The organism is Acinetobacter sp. YH12046 (assembly GCF_013419905.1).
Taxonomy (GTDB): Bacteria; Pseudomonadota; Gammaproteobacteria; order Pseudomonadales; family Moraxellaceae; genus Acinetobacter.
Window position 1 is genome coordinate 95,419 of record NZ_VOZF01000001.1, and the last position, 16,755, is coordinate 112,173.

Here is a 16,755-nt window from a genome sequence, read left to right on the forward strand (position 1 = left end):
CAAACTCATAATAATGAATTGAAGACGGTTATTTTTTATTCACACAATGATCTATCTTCAGCTGCAATTCAATCTGCTACGGACTCTGGAACCTCTGGAACGGAGTATCCATGCAACAAGTATTCCTCAATTGATAGGCATGGGTAAATGTGTGTTGCAAACAGCGGATGGTTTGCAAATGACAGATAAAACTATAAAAACAGATGCCCGCCTAGATCTTTGTTTCCCTGCTCAGACTGAGCTGTTCAGGTTCAAGCAGGATTTCCACAGGATAGGAGTTCCTCTTCTAGGCAGGGTGCTGGTTCAACTAGCATCCCATACCGTTAGGGCACAGCGCAGCGGCCATAAAATATTATGGCATTCCCCTACTTCAGGACGACCTTCCTTTCTGAATGTCTCAAGCCTGGCTGTTTAAGGAGTAGAGCTATGACTACAATTCAATATAGAGAAAACTTTTCCAACGGTTATATCCCCTCTGAAATCATGGATGATCGTACCTTTGATTTGTTCCACTTTTCTGAAGCATGTGGCCAAAGTCCGGAATGGGTGATGCAACTCATTGAACATGGAATTTTGCCGAACCGTTCTAAAACGCATCCTGGTACCTTCCTCGGGGAAGATATTACTCGAGCACAACGGGCTTACCGTTTGCAGCGTGATTTTGATGCTTCCTTTAGTGCCGTTGCCATGATGCTGGATCTCATTGATGAAGTGCAGGAATTACGTCGTGAGGTGAAACATCTGCATTTCAAGTAATGCCCTTTAATGTCCGGTCTGCATGAGTTAGATCAATGCGGACTAGGGCATATTTTGCTTTTTTCTTTTATTTTTTGAGTGATAAATATCCCTATGAAAACCAAAGACTGCAATAAAAAGATCAAATATATGTTCCCAGAATACCGTGATTTAATTGTGCAATTACGTGAGGAAAATCCGTACTTTGCCCGACTGTTTGAGGAACATAGTGAATTGGACAAACAGATTAGTCAGCTTGAACTCGATCCAGTCAATCATATCAATGATGATATCGATGCGATTAAACGCAAAAAACTAAAACTGAAAGACGAGATTTATCGCATGCTGAAAAACTCTGAAGCCGATCCGCTTACCTAAATGAGAACAGCTTTCTCAACCAAGAATGTTTCAATATAAGGTTTAATCATCCGTTTTATCTACAATGTGATTATTAAATGATTTCGGTTCTTAAATAAAGAATCTGTCCAAATAAAAAAGCCCGCATGATGCAGGCTTTTTCAGACTTAAAAGTAATCGAATTATGCTTGTTCGATGTCTTTCATGGTCAATTTAATACGACCACGGTTGTCAACGTCAGCAACTTGTACTTTCACTTCCTGACCTTCTTTCAATACGTCAGCCACGTTGGCAATACGTTCGTTAGAGATTTGAGAAATATGAAGCAGACCGTCAGTACCTGGCAGGATGTTCACGAATGCACCGAATTCAACGATACGAATCACTTTACCTGTGTAGATTGTGCCTGGCTCAACTTCAGCAGTCAGTGCCTGGATTTTTGCAATCGCAGCCTGTGCAGCAGCTTTAGTTTCACCAAATACGCGTACTGTACCGTTATCTTCGATGTCAATCGCAGCTTTAGTTTCTTCAGTGATTTGACGGATAGTCGCACCACCTTTACCAATCACGTCACGGATCTTGTCAGGGTTGATGTTGATCACTTGGAAAGTCGGCGCGTGCATAGAAATTTCTGGACGAGCACGTGAAATTACTTGATTCATCGCGTTCAGGATGTGCATACGACCTGCATAAGCCTGGTTCAATGCAACTTCCATGATCTCTTCAGTAATACCTTCGATCTTGATGTCCATTTGTAGTGCAGTAATACCGTTAGCAGAACCCGCTACTTTAAAGTCCATATCACCAAGATGGTCTTCGTCACCCAAGATGTCAGAAAGAACTGCGAAACGTTCGCCTTCTTTCACTAGACCCATTGCGATACCCGCAACTGGTGCTTTAAGTGGAACACCGGCATCCATCAATGATAGAGAAGCACCACATACAGACGCCATTGAAGATGAACCATTAGATTCAGTGATGTCAGATACGATACGGATTACGTACGGGAAGCGGTCAGCTGCTGGAAGCACGGCTTGAACACCACGACGAGCCAGACGGCCATGACCGATTTCACGACGTTTAGGACCAGACTCACGACCTGTTTCACCTACAGAATATGCAGGGAAGTTGTAGTGAAGCATGAAGTTGTCAGTTTTAGTACCAGCCAAGGTATCTACCATCAACGCATCACGAGTATTACCCAGAGTAGTAGTTACCAATGCCTGAGTTTCACCACGTGTGAATAATGCAGAACCGTGAGCACGGTCTAATACGCCAACCTGTACATCAAGGGCACGAACAGTTTTAGTATCACGACCGTCAATACGCGGTTTACCAGACAAGATGTTGTCACGTACGGTACGGTATTTAAGATCTTCAAATAATTCGTTTACGTCATCAGCAAGACCAGTTTCGTCACCTTCTGGAACGAACTGAGCGAGCGCTTCTGCTTGAAGTGCATCAAGTGCTGCATAACGGTCTTGTTTCACCGCAATGGTATATGCTTCAGAGATTTTCGCTTCGAATGCTTCTTTCAGTTTTGCACGAAGGTCTTCGTTTTTCTCAGGAGCCACCCAAGTTGATTCTTTCGCACCAGCTGCGGTCGCGAATTCTTTGATTGCTTGGATCGCGATTTGCATTTCATCATGACCGAACAATACTGCACCCAGCATTTGGTCTTCTGAAAGTTCTTTCGCTTCTGATTCAACCATCAGTACTGCAGATTCCGTACCTGCAACGACAAGATCAAGATCACTTTCTTTCAATTGTTCAAAGCTTGGGTTTAGAACGTATTCACCGTTGATCAGACCCACACGTGCCGCACCGATTGGACCACGGAATGGTGTACCTGCGATCGCAAGTGCTGCAGAAGTACCCAGCATTGCTGCAATGTCAGCTTCCATAGTCTTGTCAGAAGACACAACAGTCGCAGTCACCTGGATTTCGTTATAGTAACCTTCTGGGAACAATGGACGGATTGGACGGTCGATCAGACGTGAAATCAGCGTTTCAGCTTCAGATGCACGACCTTCACGTTTACCGTAACCACCAGGAATACGACCAGCTGCGTATTGTTTTTCTTGATAGTTAACAGTCAGTGGGAAAAAGTCTTGACCTGCTTTAGCAGTTGGTTGAGCAACAACAGCAACCAATACAGTTACGCCGCCCATAGTAATCAATACAGTATTGGCTTGACGCGCAACACGACCTGTTTCTAGGACAACCTGATGTTGGCCAAATTGGAATTCTTTACGAACAATATTAAACATCGACATGTTTTATTTTTTCCTGATTTTATTCTAGTGGAGACCCCTAAGGTTTGGCATTCACATCCAAATGGACGGGTAAATGACAAAGCTTAGAAGCCGACCTCACCAGAAATAAACACTATTTTTAAACACAAAGAAGGAGCGAACATTCGCCCCTTCCCCTGATCTAGCCAAAGGCTAAACCGACTTTAGTTTTCAGCTGTAAAGCATAAGGCATGCAATAAACCCGAAAATAAAGTTTAAATCGAATTAACGACGTAAACCTAAAGCACCGATCAATGCAACATAACGACCGTGGTCTTTACCATTTAGGTAGTCAAGAAGCTTACGACGTTGGTTAACCATACGGATCAGACCGCGACGGCTATGGTGGTCGTGTTTGTGCTCTTTAAAGTGACCTTGTAAGTCATTGATTTGAGCAGTTAAAAGAGCTACTTGAACTTCTGGTGAACCAGTGTCATTTTCAGCGCGAGCGAATTTAGCAATGATCTCTGCGCGATCTGCGTTTGTTAAAGCCATTCGATTTCTCCGAGATGCTTATATATCTTGATAAAAATCAAAGTAATGAGAATTCAATACATTGACTGCCGTGCATCACTACAGCAAGTTGCATATTTTAAGGGAAATTGCGTCAGATTGCAAAAATAGATCATGAATTTTGAGGGTGTCGGTTGCCAGATGTCTTTGCTTATTTGTTGATATGAATAAATCCCATATGGTTCAATTTACAACGGATTTCAGGAATTGGACTTGATCCGGCTTACGAGTAGCTGTTTAGATAACTGCAGAAATTAACTGATCTTTTTATATTTAAAATATTTCTGGTCGCGCTTAGAAATAAATGATAAAAAAAAAGCCCGAGTAAACTCGGGCTTTTTCGCGCTGTAGTTTCTTCTATTATCATTTTTTATTTATTATTTTTTTAGTGCGTTTTACGCTTTATTATTTTCAAATCTTCCTGACTAAAAATAACTTCCTTGTGTGGTAGATTTTGCCATATTGTCGAAATGCTCATAGAGGCATTTATCCTCACTCGCTGTAAGCCATTGCGTACAAAATTGTCATCGAAATTTGCAAAATATTACACTTATATATCTTTTAATTACACTATTTACTTAAATTTACTTATTCTGCCAACTTAATTGAACTATAAGATTACGGCAAAATTCCATTAACGGCAGATATAAAAAAGCCTTGTAGTCTCTCCCAAAACTACAAGGCTTAGCGGCTGTAAGTTTCCTCTTTCACTTACTTCACTGTAAGTTCGCTGTCTGATGACATTCTTGTTCTTATTATGCGATTTATACCCAACTTTCCGTGTTGAGTTCTTTTGTGTGACCAATCTTCTCAAAAACCGAGTAAAAGCTCCATGCGCCAATTTCCTGAATCCATGTAAGCATTTACCTACAACAGTTATTTATTTTTTGCCAATAGATTGTTGCATTGTTCAAGTATTTTTTCGCTTAAGCCACTCTTTCGTGTGGTTCTGACGCATAGCGCTTGTGTAAACGCGTCGCGATCTACCAGTAAGCTCACAACTTTTTTGGCCCGGGTAATCGCTGTATAAATCAGTTCCTTACTCAGCAAATTTTTGGCCTGTTGATCGAGTACTACAGCCGTATGAGTAAATTCTGAACCTTGCGATTTATGAATCGTCAAAGCAAATGCCGTTTCGATACTTTTCGGTAAGCGGGTCGCCAGCACCCATTTTTCTAAGCTCGGGAAATACACTTCAAATTGTGACTGTCCTTCTTGTTCTCTCCAGAAACAGATGCCAATATCACCATTGGACAGACCCAGCTGATAATCGTTATAAGTCATCATCACTGGTCGACCGGTATACCAGTCGCCCTGTTTTAACTTGCCTACACTGGCCAGAAAACGCTGTTCAATCTGCTGATTGATTTTATTCAAACCCAGATCACCATGCCGAATTGCGGTGAGAATCCGGTAATCATCAAAGTACTGAATTGCCTGCTGCACATATTGCTCGAAACCAGCCTGATCCTGAGCCAGCTTGATCGCGTCTGCATAACCCTGATAGCCATACATCAGTTGATCATAATATGGGTCTAACTGTAGACCTGTAGTTGGGTTTATTTCTGGCAAATATTGCAGTTGCAGCTGGTCAATCTCTACCTGATCCAGTGCAATTGCTTGCAGCTCACTCGCAGTAACTACTTGCTGTTCAAACTGGTTTAAAACTGATGCTGGAACATGCTCCTGCTGGATAAAGTGTGCCATCGCTCCAATCCGGGCGCCTGAAGCAAAACGGCGTGTCGTGATTAAATTCACTCGGTTATCCGCCAAAACAGAAGTCTGCTGTAAATCTGCCAGTACAGTGCCGACATCCACCGAGGCCAGCTGGTCTGCATCGCCTAATAGAATTAAGCGGGCTGAATCTGGCACTGCAGCAAGGAGCATCTGTGACAGGCTTAAGTCCAGCATGGATGCTTCATCAACCACGATCACATCATAGGGTAAAGGCTGCTTGGCATGAAACCGTGGGCGTCCCAACCGGCCCAAGCCCAGTAAGCGGTGCAAAGTAACGGGTTGAACCTGCTTTAAAGCCTCCAGTTCAAAAGCGTGTAACTTTTCACTATGTAAGGCTTTCTGCAAGGCCTCTTGCATCCGCTGCGCCGCTTTACCCGTCGGAGCAGCCATCGCAATCCGGATATTAGGCAAGGCTTCATGCAGTACAGCAATCATATGTGCCAAGGTGTAGGTTTTACCAGTTCCTGGTCCACCGGTAATAATATTCAGCCCCTGCTTGGCGACCATTTCCAGCGCTTGCTTTTGCTGTGGATCTGTCAGGAGGTTACGATCACGCTCACTTAAATTTACTGGCGTGATGGCTTGTGACTTGATCCGGGCGATCTGTGTGGCGACCGCTTGTTCCAGCTGCCAGTAGCGGTATAAATACAATTGCTGGTTTTCAAAAATAAAGGGTGCAATGCCTTGAGCCTGCTGGCTACGATCCAATACCAAATGATGCAATAGAGCTTTTTGCTCAGCACTGGCCGGAATACAACTATTGCCCTCCTGCATCGCTTCAAGGAGCTGCTGAATCAGCAATTTTGCGGCAGCATCAAAGGTCGCCGAACTAAATGGTGGCTGACATAAATAGTCAATCCAGGCCATTAAATGGGCTGATTGCTGAGACACGTGAATTTGCTCATTTTCCACACAGTTATCCTCAAAGTTATCCACAGGATAATCTTCTGTTTAAACTCTTAAAATTTTATAAATCATCAAAATTATGCTGATTTTTTCTGCTTAAAATAGCCCAGAATTTCATCCAGTTTCAGAATAAATTCCAGACCAGGCTGCCAGTGATAAGCGCCTTGTTCAGCCTGACCATTCATACCGCGCAAATACAGATAAGTCGCCCCACCCAGATGCTGCTGCATGTCATATCCCTGCATGTTCACGCTTAGATAACGATGCAATGCCACCAGATATAAGGCCGCTTGCAGCCAGTAACTGGAGTGGGTCATATTCTGCTGGATGGCCTCGGCCGTGTAATGCTGCTGATCCGGCCCGAGAAAATTGCTTTTATAATCGGCAATATGATAACGCTGGCCATCAAAATAAACCAAATCGATAGAACCGGTCAGATAGCGTGCCGATTTTGCCTCATTAAAATCAGGCATGAGAATATCATGCTCGGCAAACAGTTGCTGGATCTGACGAATCTGTAAGGGCGCATCGGTTAAAGACAGATAAAACGGAAACTCGGACAGATACGCACCTTGCTGCAACTGTTCCAGGCTGAAGTCTTCCTGTAGGGGTGCAGCCAGAATTTCTTTGAGCCAGTCATGAACCCGATTGAGTAGAAGATCCTCAGTCATCTCATCAATGAAATGATCGAATGCCTGCTGAAAAACGGCTTCTACATCCAGTTGCGCTGCTGTCTCAGCAGGCGTCATCTGCGCTATTTCCTGTTCGAAAAACAGGATAAAAGGTTCATCATCCAGTTCTGTAAAATAGCGCTGAAACTGCCCTAAGAAGTTCAACCATTCAGAGTGATCGAATGTTTGAGCGGAACGGAAAAACTGCTGCCATTCCTGACGATAAGCTTCACTCTGATCATGCAGGCGAATTCCGGTCAGGATTTTATAATTCAGGCTGGAGAGTACTTTTTGCATACTCTGCTGCAATTTTTCCGGCTGCATTTGACCTTGACGGGCCACCTGACTAAACAGGGTCTGTAAATTCACACAGGCCGTCTGATAGCCCGGGGTAAATGCCTGCTGTAACAATGGACGAATATGAAAGGCCTGATGAAATTTCTCTTTCAGTTCCTGCCAGATTTGTGGCGCCGTATTTTTAAAACGACGACGGATTTCCAGATTCCAGTAACTGCGATCCTGAAAATTGATATGCTCAAAAATACTGTGCAGGAAGGTTCCGGCTACCGTGCCTTTTGGAAAATTCAGCCTGATCCAGTCCAGTGGCTGACTGGCTATCTGCTGTTCCAGTTCCAGTAGATTCATTTCATCTGCGGCACTGTCCGGACGTTCAGAAGCGATGACCAGATCATCCTGCAATATTGCCTGATGCGGGAGATGCTGTGACAGTGCAGTAAAACTGGTTTTGGTCCGCGGATAGAACTGTCGCTCCGGTAAAGGATGAGCCTGCATCTGTAACGGTGCTTCTGTCTGTTGTGCCACAATTCTAGGCGGCTCAGAAGCCAGAGGTGGTTCAAGCAGACTTAGGGCATGCTGAAAGGCCGCCTCACCTTGTCCACGCCAGAACGCCAGACCTGAATCCGCCTGTCCGCTCTGATCTTGCAGCATGGCATAAACCCGGTGACTGGCCCGGGTCAGTGCCACATACCAAAGCCGGTGATTTTCTGCGGCATTCCGGGCCGCATTTTGCAAAATCGCCTGCTCATGCAAGTCCTTATGATTAACTGCAATTACCCGGGATTGTTCCAGTACATTTTCCGCAGCTGACAGGGAAAAGTTCAGATTCCCCTTATTTACATCAAAAGGCGCATCGGCACCCAACAGGAACACGACTTTGAATTCCAGTCCCTTGGAAGCATGGATGGTCAGCAGTTGCACCCCATGATCGCCGGAGAGTTTGCGCTCTTTTTCATTGTCCTTGCCGGAAGGTGATTGCAATTGACGCAGATACCAGTGATACAGCTTTTGAGCACCCTGATAATATTCACTTTGCTGGCACAGAATCTCGGTCAGGTGACGTAAATTCACCACCACCCGTTCATTGTCCAGACTCTGGCTTGCAACCAGATTGGTCCAGACCTGAAACAGATTTAAAGCATAATTCCAGGCCGTCAGAAACCCTTTTTCAAACCACATTTCCCGGATAGCATCAAAGTCTGCAATATAACGGCTCAGACCTTCGCTCTGCTCTTGCAGTTCGATTAACTTTTTCAGGTTAAAGCCCAATAAACGGGTCAATAAGGCACGTTTGACTTTGGCTTCGTTAAAAGACTCCATGATCGCGGTCAGAACAGCTGCAACATCCTGAGCCACCGGACTGGCAAAGACGCTCTGCTTAGATTCCTTATAACAGGGAATCCCCATGCGTTGCAGACGCTGCTTGACCTGTTCCAGCGCATAATGGCCAAAACTGAGAACTGCAATATCATCCGCTTTTAAGTGCTGAACGTTGTCACCCTGCTGGAAATACAGTTGCTGCTGTTCAGACTGATTCAATAACTGGCGGATTTTCCAGACCACCTGATCGGCTTCAACGTCCTGTTCACCGAGCTGAATCCAGCGTAGTGGATGCGGATTACTCAGCGTTTTATCGATTAAATCCGGATGTGGCCGGCTCCCCGCCTGAATCAGGGTGTAATGCACCTGTTCACCAAAATCCATCTGGCGTTGAAACAACGCGTCCACCACCTCGACTAAAGGCTTTACCGAGCGATGGTTCTGGATCAGAGTATATTCACGGCCCTGCTTTTGCAGCACATCGGCACGCGCCTTGTTATAGGTCAGCATGTCACCGCCACGGAAACCGTAAATCGCCTGTTTCGGATCACCCACCATGATCATACAACCGGCTTTGACTCGATTCGGATCACGCCAGATTTTAGCCAGCAGATCATCCTGATCCTGGTTGGTATCCTGAAATTCATCCACCAGAATGAGTGGATAGCGTGCCTGTACAAACTGGGCAAAGCGTTGACCTTGCTGTCCCTGTAAAGCTTCAGCCAAGGTTCGAATCTGTTGGGAAAATGTGGTTTCACCCTGTTTTTGCAAGGTTTGCGGCAGACGGTTCTGCACACTGCGAATAATATGATATTCCAGATAGGTGGTCAGCTGCTTCAACTGTGCATCCATCTTCTCTTTGACTTCGCACAATCCATCAATGGCCTGAATCAGGCTATGTTGCAGAATCTGCTGCTGCTCTGCTTCCGGACAGCTTTTGTTAAATACTTGCTTCATTGAGACCGGTTGAAAATCGGTTTTCTTGCGGCGCAAATAACACAGATTTAATAAGATCGCATGCAGTTCTGGATCAAAAAAGCTCATCGCGCCTTTGGTTTTCAGCACAGCCATCCAGGTCATAAAGTTTTCACAGACATCGCTTAATCTGGTGAAAAAACTCTTATGAAAATACTTGGGAGAATTCTGGCAATACTCCCGAATGATCTCAATTTCATGTTCATGTACATCGAACAGGCGCTGAATGCAGTGCTCTAGTTCAGCCAGATCCCATTCGACTTTTTCTACCTTCTGAAAGTATTGCACACGGAAATTTAGAGCATCACGAACTAGTCCAGTATAATGTTCTACTGGTTTCAACAGGTTTTGTAGATACAGGTGATTGACCATATATTGCGGCTGCTGCTGGATCCATTCTCGTAGTACATCATGAATCAGCTGCTGGATATACAGGTCCTGATCTTCAGTCAGTTCGGCCCGTTCAATCTTGCCGCTTTCAAAAGCAAATTCACGTAATAATTTCTGGCTAAAGCTGTCCAGTGTTCCGACAAACAGCTCATCCAGCTGGTTCAGAACCAGACGCAGACGGCGCCGGGCGTAATCCATGCGTGAGCCATAATCTTTTAATACCTGCTGAAATAGTGGATCCGATTCAGTCTGGATTTTGGCGGTGATTTCGACCGAATTCAGCTCCTGATGACGCTGAATGAAGGCTAGTGTTTCCTCGACTCTGAGACGTACCCGGTTTTTCAGTTCAGCTGTAGCCTTACGGGTAAAGGTTGTGGCAATCACCTGATGCGGATAATACTGATCCAGAAAAATCCGTACCATCAAACTGGATAAGGTATAGGTTTTACCGGTCCCCGCGGAAGCTTCAATCCAGTGCAGGCCGCTAAAGCGCATGTCCTGAATCGGATTGGTTGAAATCTTTTTGTTCTGGTTGGGTAACATGGTCATTGTTCTTTTATCCATTCCAGATGTTCATGAATCGGTGCATATAACGCATGGGCAAAATCATGGCAACAGCGTTGCAAGGCCAGATCCGGGTCCTGATCCTGCAAAATAAACTGCCAGTCCTGATGCAACTGGCTGGATTCATCGCTGGCCAAAGGCTTGGCACTTTCATAGCTGTTGTTCCAGGCCTTTAGCAGTTCCTGCATCTCGGCAATGGTGATCTGTCCCTGTTCATTTTCGGTCCATTCCCAAGCCTTTTTCATCAGCAATTCGGCAGGCAATACCAGCGGCTGGGTCTGTCCGATTTCCCAGGCTTTCAACCAAGCCTGTAAATGATGACGTGCCTGACTAGAACGCAGCCCGGAGAACTTCAGGGTTTTATTACTGAAAATGACAATCCGTTCCAGCTGCGGAGACAGTTCATCATTGTTCAGATAGGCCAGCCAGAGCAGATATTCCAGCCAGACCTGTGCCCGACGTTTTTCCGAAGCGGAGGAAGACTGCATACTCAGCCAGTAACTGCTGTGCGGCACTTGCGGCAAGGTAATATGAATCAGCAATTCAGGGTTATATTGCCAAGTTTGCTGCGTTACAGGTGTCAGCTCTTTATTCAGCTGCAATAAACGTTCTTTTAGCGATTGCTGTTCCTGCTGACTGCTGAGCCAGGTCGCTTCCTGAGTTTTTCCGACCGGCAAGCGGTCCAGCATCAGCTGTGGCTCAATCTCTTGATCCTGTTGTAATAGGAAATCACGGACCTGATACTGTTCCAGTTTATTCAGCAATAAGGGTTCTCGTGAACTTGGCAGATCGGCATATCTCACACTGGAAACACCGATACTTTTCAGGAACAGGCGTGCCGGGAAAATCATGTCACGAATCCACTCATCCCCTTTCAGCACCCGGATTTCTTTCTGCATCAAGGCCGGATAATGGGCATTGATCCAGCTGCTGCGCTTGCCCTCTGCACTGCGAATATATTCTGCTACAGCAAACCACTGGGTCTGATAACGTGGAGTATGAGATTCGACGTAACCGATCGGATCGAACGGCTGTAGTGGATGCACATGATAGAGCTGACGGATATGCTTGGCCACGCTCAAACCATTCATCTCAACCGTTTCATCGACTTCAGCATCGGGCTGGTCTGACTGGCAGATCAGGGCAATATGCTGGATCAGTTCCTGCAATGAAGTGGATGGATCACGCGCTTCACCATCATCAACATTAAAGCCATTATAGAACAGCCATAAATTGTCCTGTGCCAGTAGCAATGCATCCAGAAAAGCGCCTTGGTCATCATCCAGACGGGAACGATCCCCTAACTGCGGCTTCAGACTGTTCATCAGGTCAAATGGCACCTGCTGATTCCGGCTCGGAAATTTACCGGTATCCAGATTCAGCATCACCACCAGCTTATACGGCAACGGACGGATCTGGCCGATTTGACTAAAGGTAATTTGTCCGGTCGGCTCGGCCTGATCCAGTTGCATCTCCAGTGTATTCTGAATTTCTTCCAGTACATAAGGCAATGGCAGACTTAAGGCGACCAGCTCCTGGCTGGCCTGCGGATCATCCTGATCATGGTAATCGGCCAACGTCAGCATCCGCATCTGCTTGTCAATGATTTCTGCGACCGTCTTTAAGGACTCAACCCCGGCTTCACGGAACTCATTCAAGTCTTCACGCAGATATTCCAGCCAAGTTTTTACCGGGGTACGTTGTCCCTGTTCATGCAAAATCAGCCAGTCACGGCGCTGTACCAGATCCTGATAAATCTGGATCAGAGTCGAAATGAGAGGAAAATCACTACTCAAGACCCGAGCATAGCTTAAGGTATCCTGAAACAGGGCATGTTCCGGAACTGCAAGCCCGAGTGCCAGCCGATCCAACGCAAACTTAAAACTGAAGCGGTAGTCTTCATCACCGGCAGTCAGGCTTTGCTGTAAATGCTGCTGATCCAGACCGCGTTTAAAGCCCGCTTCGCCCAGTAACTGCAACATGCGCTCAACTTGCGCGTAGTCCAGCGCATATAGTTGCTGGGTCGCATTCAGGCTGAGCCAGTCGGCAAAATCTTCGATACTGAAACGTCGATGCACCAGCTGAATCCGGCCCAGTACCGCGCGCCAGGCATTGCTGACATCGAGTCGGGACACCCCGGCAATCTGAATCGGTAAATACAGATTATCTTTTTGCAGACGCTGGCTATTACCTTCCCGTTCTCGCGGTGGTGGTGCAAAGACACTCCGAATCGCCGGCTCCAGCTCTTTCAAGTTCGGGGCCAGCACCAGAATATCGCTCGGCTGACGTGGGGCATCTTCGGCACCTTGAGCCAGCCAGTGAATCATCTGTTCTTTTAAAACTTCCAGTTGGCGCAGTGAAGAATGGCAGACATGGATCTGCACCGAATCATCGTCTGATTTGAGCGGATACTGGTGTTTTTCCGGTTCCAGCAGGTACAGAATATCCGACTGGATTTTGGCCAGTAACTTATCCTGATATTCATCCACGAAAGCATCCGCCCAGAGACCTTCTTCACCTGAAGACAGTTTGGATAATAACGAGAAATGATCACGCGCCTGCTTGCCAAAGCGGGTCAGCAAGGGATGACGCGATTCCCGGTCTTCGGCATTAAAGTTCAGCTGAAAGGCTGCAAAGAAATGCTGGATTTCGGTATCAGTCGGCAAACGTCCCTGAGATTTTTCAAATTTCCTGATGAAACGTTCCTGCACGCCAAGGTCATAACGCGCTTTCCAATCCGGATCGACGCTGTCAGCCCAGTATTCCTGTGAAGGGTTAAAGTGGAAAATATAAATATCGATGTATTGACCGAGACGGCGCAAGAAATCCAGCTGACTCGGTGGCAATTCTAGCAAGGTAAAGACCACGACCTGTTCTGGCAAACGTTTTAAAGCCTGTGCCTGAGTATCTTCATTTTCCAGACGTTCCCAGTACATCTGTTCGATGTCCAGAATCTTGGCATAATCATCCTGAAAGACATGCTGCCACAACCAGCGCTGCCAGGCTTCCAGTTCGCGTGCCTGAATCTTGACGAAGTCTGCCACCGGAATTTCATGGCCATTTTCATCTTTAGGAATATAGATCATATGCTCAACATCGAGCGCAATATCCTGCCCCCAGGACGCCAGCCAGTTAGTGGGACAACGACATTCCTGTGGTGGGCAATTCCGCGCGCAATAACCACGGTAATCCATATAATGGCTAAACAGGCGCGAGACCTGTTCGGACACCCAGTACAGCATGCTTTGTTTTTTCAGCTGCTTCTCTATGCCCTGTTCCAGACGATCTGCGCTGTCATAAATCCGTTTGATAATCGAATACAGTGGATGATCGATCTCTAATGGAATCTGCTCAGGCAAAATGCATTTACGTAATGCCTGAAATACCCGCCATTTAATAATAATTCGGGGAATATTGGCTTCACGAACCTGTTCGACTTCTTTGGGATTATTCAGCACCCACTGATAGGAAGTCCACTGAAAGGCACGGATCCGATGATGAAACTGGGTATTGGCACTGATGCCCTTTTTCTCGGCAATTTTTTGGGTCAGCCAGGCCTCGACTGCAGGAGATGGCACAATAAAATGCCGCGGCTGTAACACAGCCAAGGGATTTTTTGCGCTCTGATTAACGATACGCAGCATACTATCCAAAAGCACATCAATGCGTTGACTCTGAATAACATGAATTGCCATCGTTTCCCCTGAAAAATGAGATGGAGCAGTACTACAAAATGATAAAGATTATTTACTATACTTACCGAACTGTCTATGTCACTTTAAAACTCATACTTCAGTCAAAAAAGTTCTTTGAAAAAAGCATCTTATTGATGTTTGAACAGAAAAAAACAACATCTAGCTTTAGGTAATGCCCATGAAATTAGACAAAATTCCAGATCGTATCGATCCAAGTTTAGATTTAGACAGAATTCGCAACGAGTGCTTAGAGCTAACCAAAAAACGTGCCTATTATTCTGCCGGAGCAGCTGTGATTCCGGTGCCATTTCTGGACGTGGTCATTGATGTCGGCATTCTGTCGCAACTGATTCCGGAGATCAATGCCCGCTTTGGTCTAGCCCCTGAACAGATCAGTGTGTTTGATCCTGCAACCAAACAGGTGCACTGGAATGAACTGCGTAAACGCGGAATCGAGTTTTCCGGTCTGGTGGTAGCACGTACAGCAGTCAAAAAATCTTTGAACAATGTTGCAGCGAAAGTGATCACAAAGCAAGTCACAAAATTCATTCCACTCGGTGGTCAACTGGTAGCCGCGAGCCTCGGTTATTTTGTCATGAAAAAAATTGCTGAAGCGCATGTTGAAGATTGTTATCGCACAGCAAAAAATATCCAGCAAAAACAGATTGCTCAAGGCAAATAAATTTCCCGCCCCATTTTTTATCCCCAAACTTTTCAAAACTCAGGCAGATTAATCTGCCTGAAGCTGCTTTAAAATTGTTTTTAAAATTTCGACCCGAGCGGTGTTTTTATCATCAGTGGCGATAATGTGCCATGGTGCCTGTTCTGTCGACGTACGTTCAAACATGTCGGCGGCCGCTTTTAAATAATCATCCCAACGTTCCCGGTTACGCCAGTCCTCATCGGTGATTTTAAAGCGCTTATGTGGGGTATCTTCACGCGCCTTGAAACGGGCCGCCTGCTCTTCCTGGGAAATCGCCAGCCAGAATTTAATAATTACGGTTTGATGGTTAATCAGGCTCTGTTCAAATCGGTTAATTTCATCATAGGCCCGCTGCCATTCTGCCGGGCTGGCAAAGCCTTCTACCCGTTCTACCAGCACCCGACCATACCAGGAGCGGTCAAAAATACAGATATCATCATCAGTTTGCAGCTTGTTCCAGAAACGCCATAAATAAGGTCGATTCAGTTCATATTTTTCCGGCGCCCCGATGGTCTGGATTTCATATTCACGTGGATCCAGCTTTTTCACAATCCGCTTGATTGCTCCGCCCTTGCCTGCTGCATCCATCCCTTCAAACAGCAAAATCACATTGCGTGGGTCTGAGCGCAGCGCCTTGGCCACCTGAAGAGACAGTTTTTTCAGTTCCGCCTTATAGTCCTCTGTCTTGGCAAGCTCTTGCGAAGGATGCTGCAATAATTCTGGAATTTTGGCCTGTTTCCATCGTCCTTTGGCCCGAACCGGATGATTCGGACAATGTTTTAAAGCCTGCAAAATATGCTGTGCAAACTGCTGGTCACGCCGTTTTTCATCTTCCCCATCAATGATCAGCCAGTCGTCGTCTTTAGTAAACCGCTCTCGCAAACGCTGCACGGTGTCGTACTTTTTTTTGTCGCGCCAGTCCAGGCCATGCAGTTTGTGCCACTGCATTTCACTCGGATCCATCTGATCCAGGCGTTTTTGTAGCGTTTTCCAAGGCAAGTCGAACCAGACCTTGACCACATCAACATAGTTATTTTTTAGATCCTGCTCAAAGACACGCATATCTTCCAGATAGGCATCAAACTGGGCATCATCAATGGCACCAGTCTGCATGGTGGTTCTGAGCAGATCGCTGTACCAGTTGCCAAATAGCACCATAATCTGGCCCTGGGCAGGAATAAACCGTGTATAGGGTTTCCAGAAGGTCTGTTTTTCTCCTAATACTTGCGGCTGATCGGCCTTAACCTGCATATAACGGGGATCTACCCATTCACGTAACTGTTTGACCGCTTCGCCCTTACCCGCCAGTTCAATTCCATTGACCAGAACAATCAGGCTTTTGCCATTTTTCTGACCTTGGGTTTTCCTCAGATCATACTGGGCATTGATCAGCGCAAGGGATAGCTCGTCTTCATCCATTAACTGGAAACTTTGTTCTTCTATACGCATACAGATCCCTCATCTTTTATTCTTGTGGGCAGTATAGCGAGGAGTCTGAAGGCAAAAATAGCGTTAGCAACGTTTTTCACACGATTAGATTGTCTGTTTAAACAGCAAATTGACATTCAAATAAGGAATCATTGATCAATTTGTCATAG

9 protein-coding genes are annotated in these 16,755 nt (G+C 45.8%); 3 read left to right on the forward strand and 6 right to left on the reverse strand.

Annotated features, from left to right (window positions below):
* The first annotated feature begins 426 nt into the window (after positions 1-426).
* Complete coding sequence (locus FTU03_RS00450) at positions 427-756, forward strand: chaperone modulator CbpM (protein WP_004781729.1); 330 nt, start codon at positions 427-429, stop codon at positions 754-756.
* Positions 757-849: 93 nt separating this feature from the next.
* Positions 850-1,113, forward strand: coding sequence for a YdcH family protein (locus FTU03_RS00455; protein WP_004781728.1), 264 nt, complete (start codon positions 850-852; stop codon positions 1,111-1,113).
* A gap of 161 nt (positions 1,114-1,274) precedes the next feature.
* Here the strand turns inward: FTU03_RS00455 and pnp are convergent, their stop codons facing one another.
* From pnp to FTU03_RS00480, 5 genes are all read right to left on the reverse strand, one after another.
* Entirely contained in the window at positions 1,275-3,362 is a 2,088-nt protein-coding gene (gene pnp, locus FTU03_RS00460) for a polyribonucleotide nucleotidyltransferase (protein WP_171505581.1), read from the reverse strand.
* Positions 3,363-3,611: 249 nt separating this feature from the next.
* Complete coding sequence (gene rpsO / locus FTU03_RS00465) at positions 3,612-3,881, reverse strand: 30S ribosomal protein S15 (protein WP_004637724.1); 270 nt, start codon at positions 3,879-3,881, stop codon at positions 3,612-3,614.
* An 894-nt stretch (positions 3,882-4,775) separates the two neighbouring features.
* Positions 4,776-6,548 (reverse strand): exodeoxyribonuclease V subunit alpha, encoded by a 1,773-nt coding sequence (gene recD, locus FTU03_RS00470; RefSeq protein WP_373684483.1) that lies wholly within the window; start codon positions 6,546-6,548, stop codon positions 4,776-4,778.
* 71 nt (positions 6,549-6,619) lie between these two features.
* Complete coding sequence (locus FTU03_RS00475; protein WP_179991983.1) at positions 6,620-10,744, reverse strand: UvrD-helicase domain-containing protein; 4,125 nt, start codon at positions 10,742-10,744, stop codon at positions 6,620-6,622.
* Positions 10,741-14,454, reverse strand: a complete 3,714-nt coding sequence (locus FTU03_RS00480; protein ID WP_179991982.1) for an exodeoxyribonuclease V subunit gamma — start codon at positions 14,452-14,454, stop codon at positions 10,741-10,743. Before FTU03_RS00480 ends, FTU03_RS00475 begins: the two co-directional genes overlap by 4 nt.
* A gap of 178 nt (positions 14,455-14,632) precedes the next feature.
* Here FTU03_RS00480 and FTU03_RS00485 point away from each other — a divergent pair, with 178 nt between their 5' ends.
* Entirely contained in the window at positions 14,633-15,136 is a 504-nt protein-coding gene (locus FTU03_RS00485) for a hypothetical protein (RefSeq protein WP_159123426.1), read from the forward strand.
* 48 nt (positions 15,137-15,184) lie between these two features.
* On the opposite strand, the gene FTU03_RS00490 is transcribed toward FTU03_RS00485, so the two are convergent.
* Entirely contained in the window at positions 15,185-16,606 is a 1,422-nt protein-coding gene (locus FTU03_RS00490; RefSeq protein ID WP_179991981.1) for a phosphate--AMP phosphotransferase, read from the reverse strand.
* Positions 16,607-16,755 lie beyond the last annotated feature (149 nt).

What these genes read in the sequence shown, in the direction of transcription:
- FTU03_RS00450 (WP_004781729.1), top strand. Translation starts at nt 427, where the DNA reads ATGACTACAATTCAATATAGAGAAAACTTTTCCAACGGTTATATCCCC.
- FTU03_RS00455 (WP_004781728.1), top strand. Translation starts at nt 850, where the DNA reads ATGAAAACCAAAGACTGCAATAAAAAGATCAAATATATGTTCCCAGAA.
- pnp (WP_171505581.1), bottom strand. Translation starts at nt 3,362, where the DNA reads ATGTTTAATATTGTTCGTAAAGAATTCCAATTTGGCCAACATCAGGTT.
- rpsO (WP_004637724.1), bottom strand. Translation starts at nt 3,881, where the DNA reads ATGGCTTTAACAAACGCAGATCGCGCAGAGATCATTGCTAAATTCGCT.
- FTU03_RS00475 (WP_179991983.1), bottom strand. Translation starts at nt 10,744, where the DNA reads ATGACCATGTTACCCAACCAGAACAAAAAGATTTCAACCAATCCGATT.
- FTU03_RS00480 (WP_179991982.1), bottom strand. Translation starts at nt 14,454, where the DNA reads ATGGCAATTCATGTTATTCAGAGTCAACGCATTGATGTGCTTTTGGAT.
- FTU03_RS00485 (WP_159123426.1), top strand. Translation starts at nt 14,633, where the DNA reads ATGAAATTAGACAAAATTCCAGATCGTATCGATCCAAGTTTAGATTTA.
- FTU03_RS00490 (WP_179991981.1), bottom strand. Translation starts at nt 16,606, where the DNA reads ATGCGTATAGAAGAACAAAGTTTCCAGTTAATGGATGAAGACGAGCTA.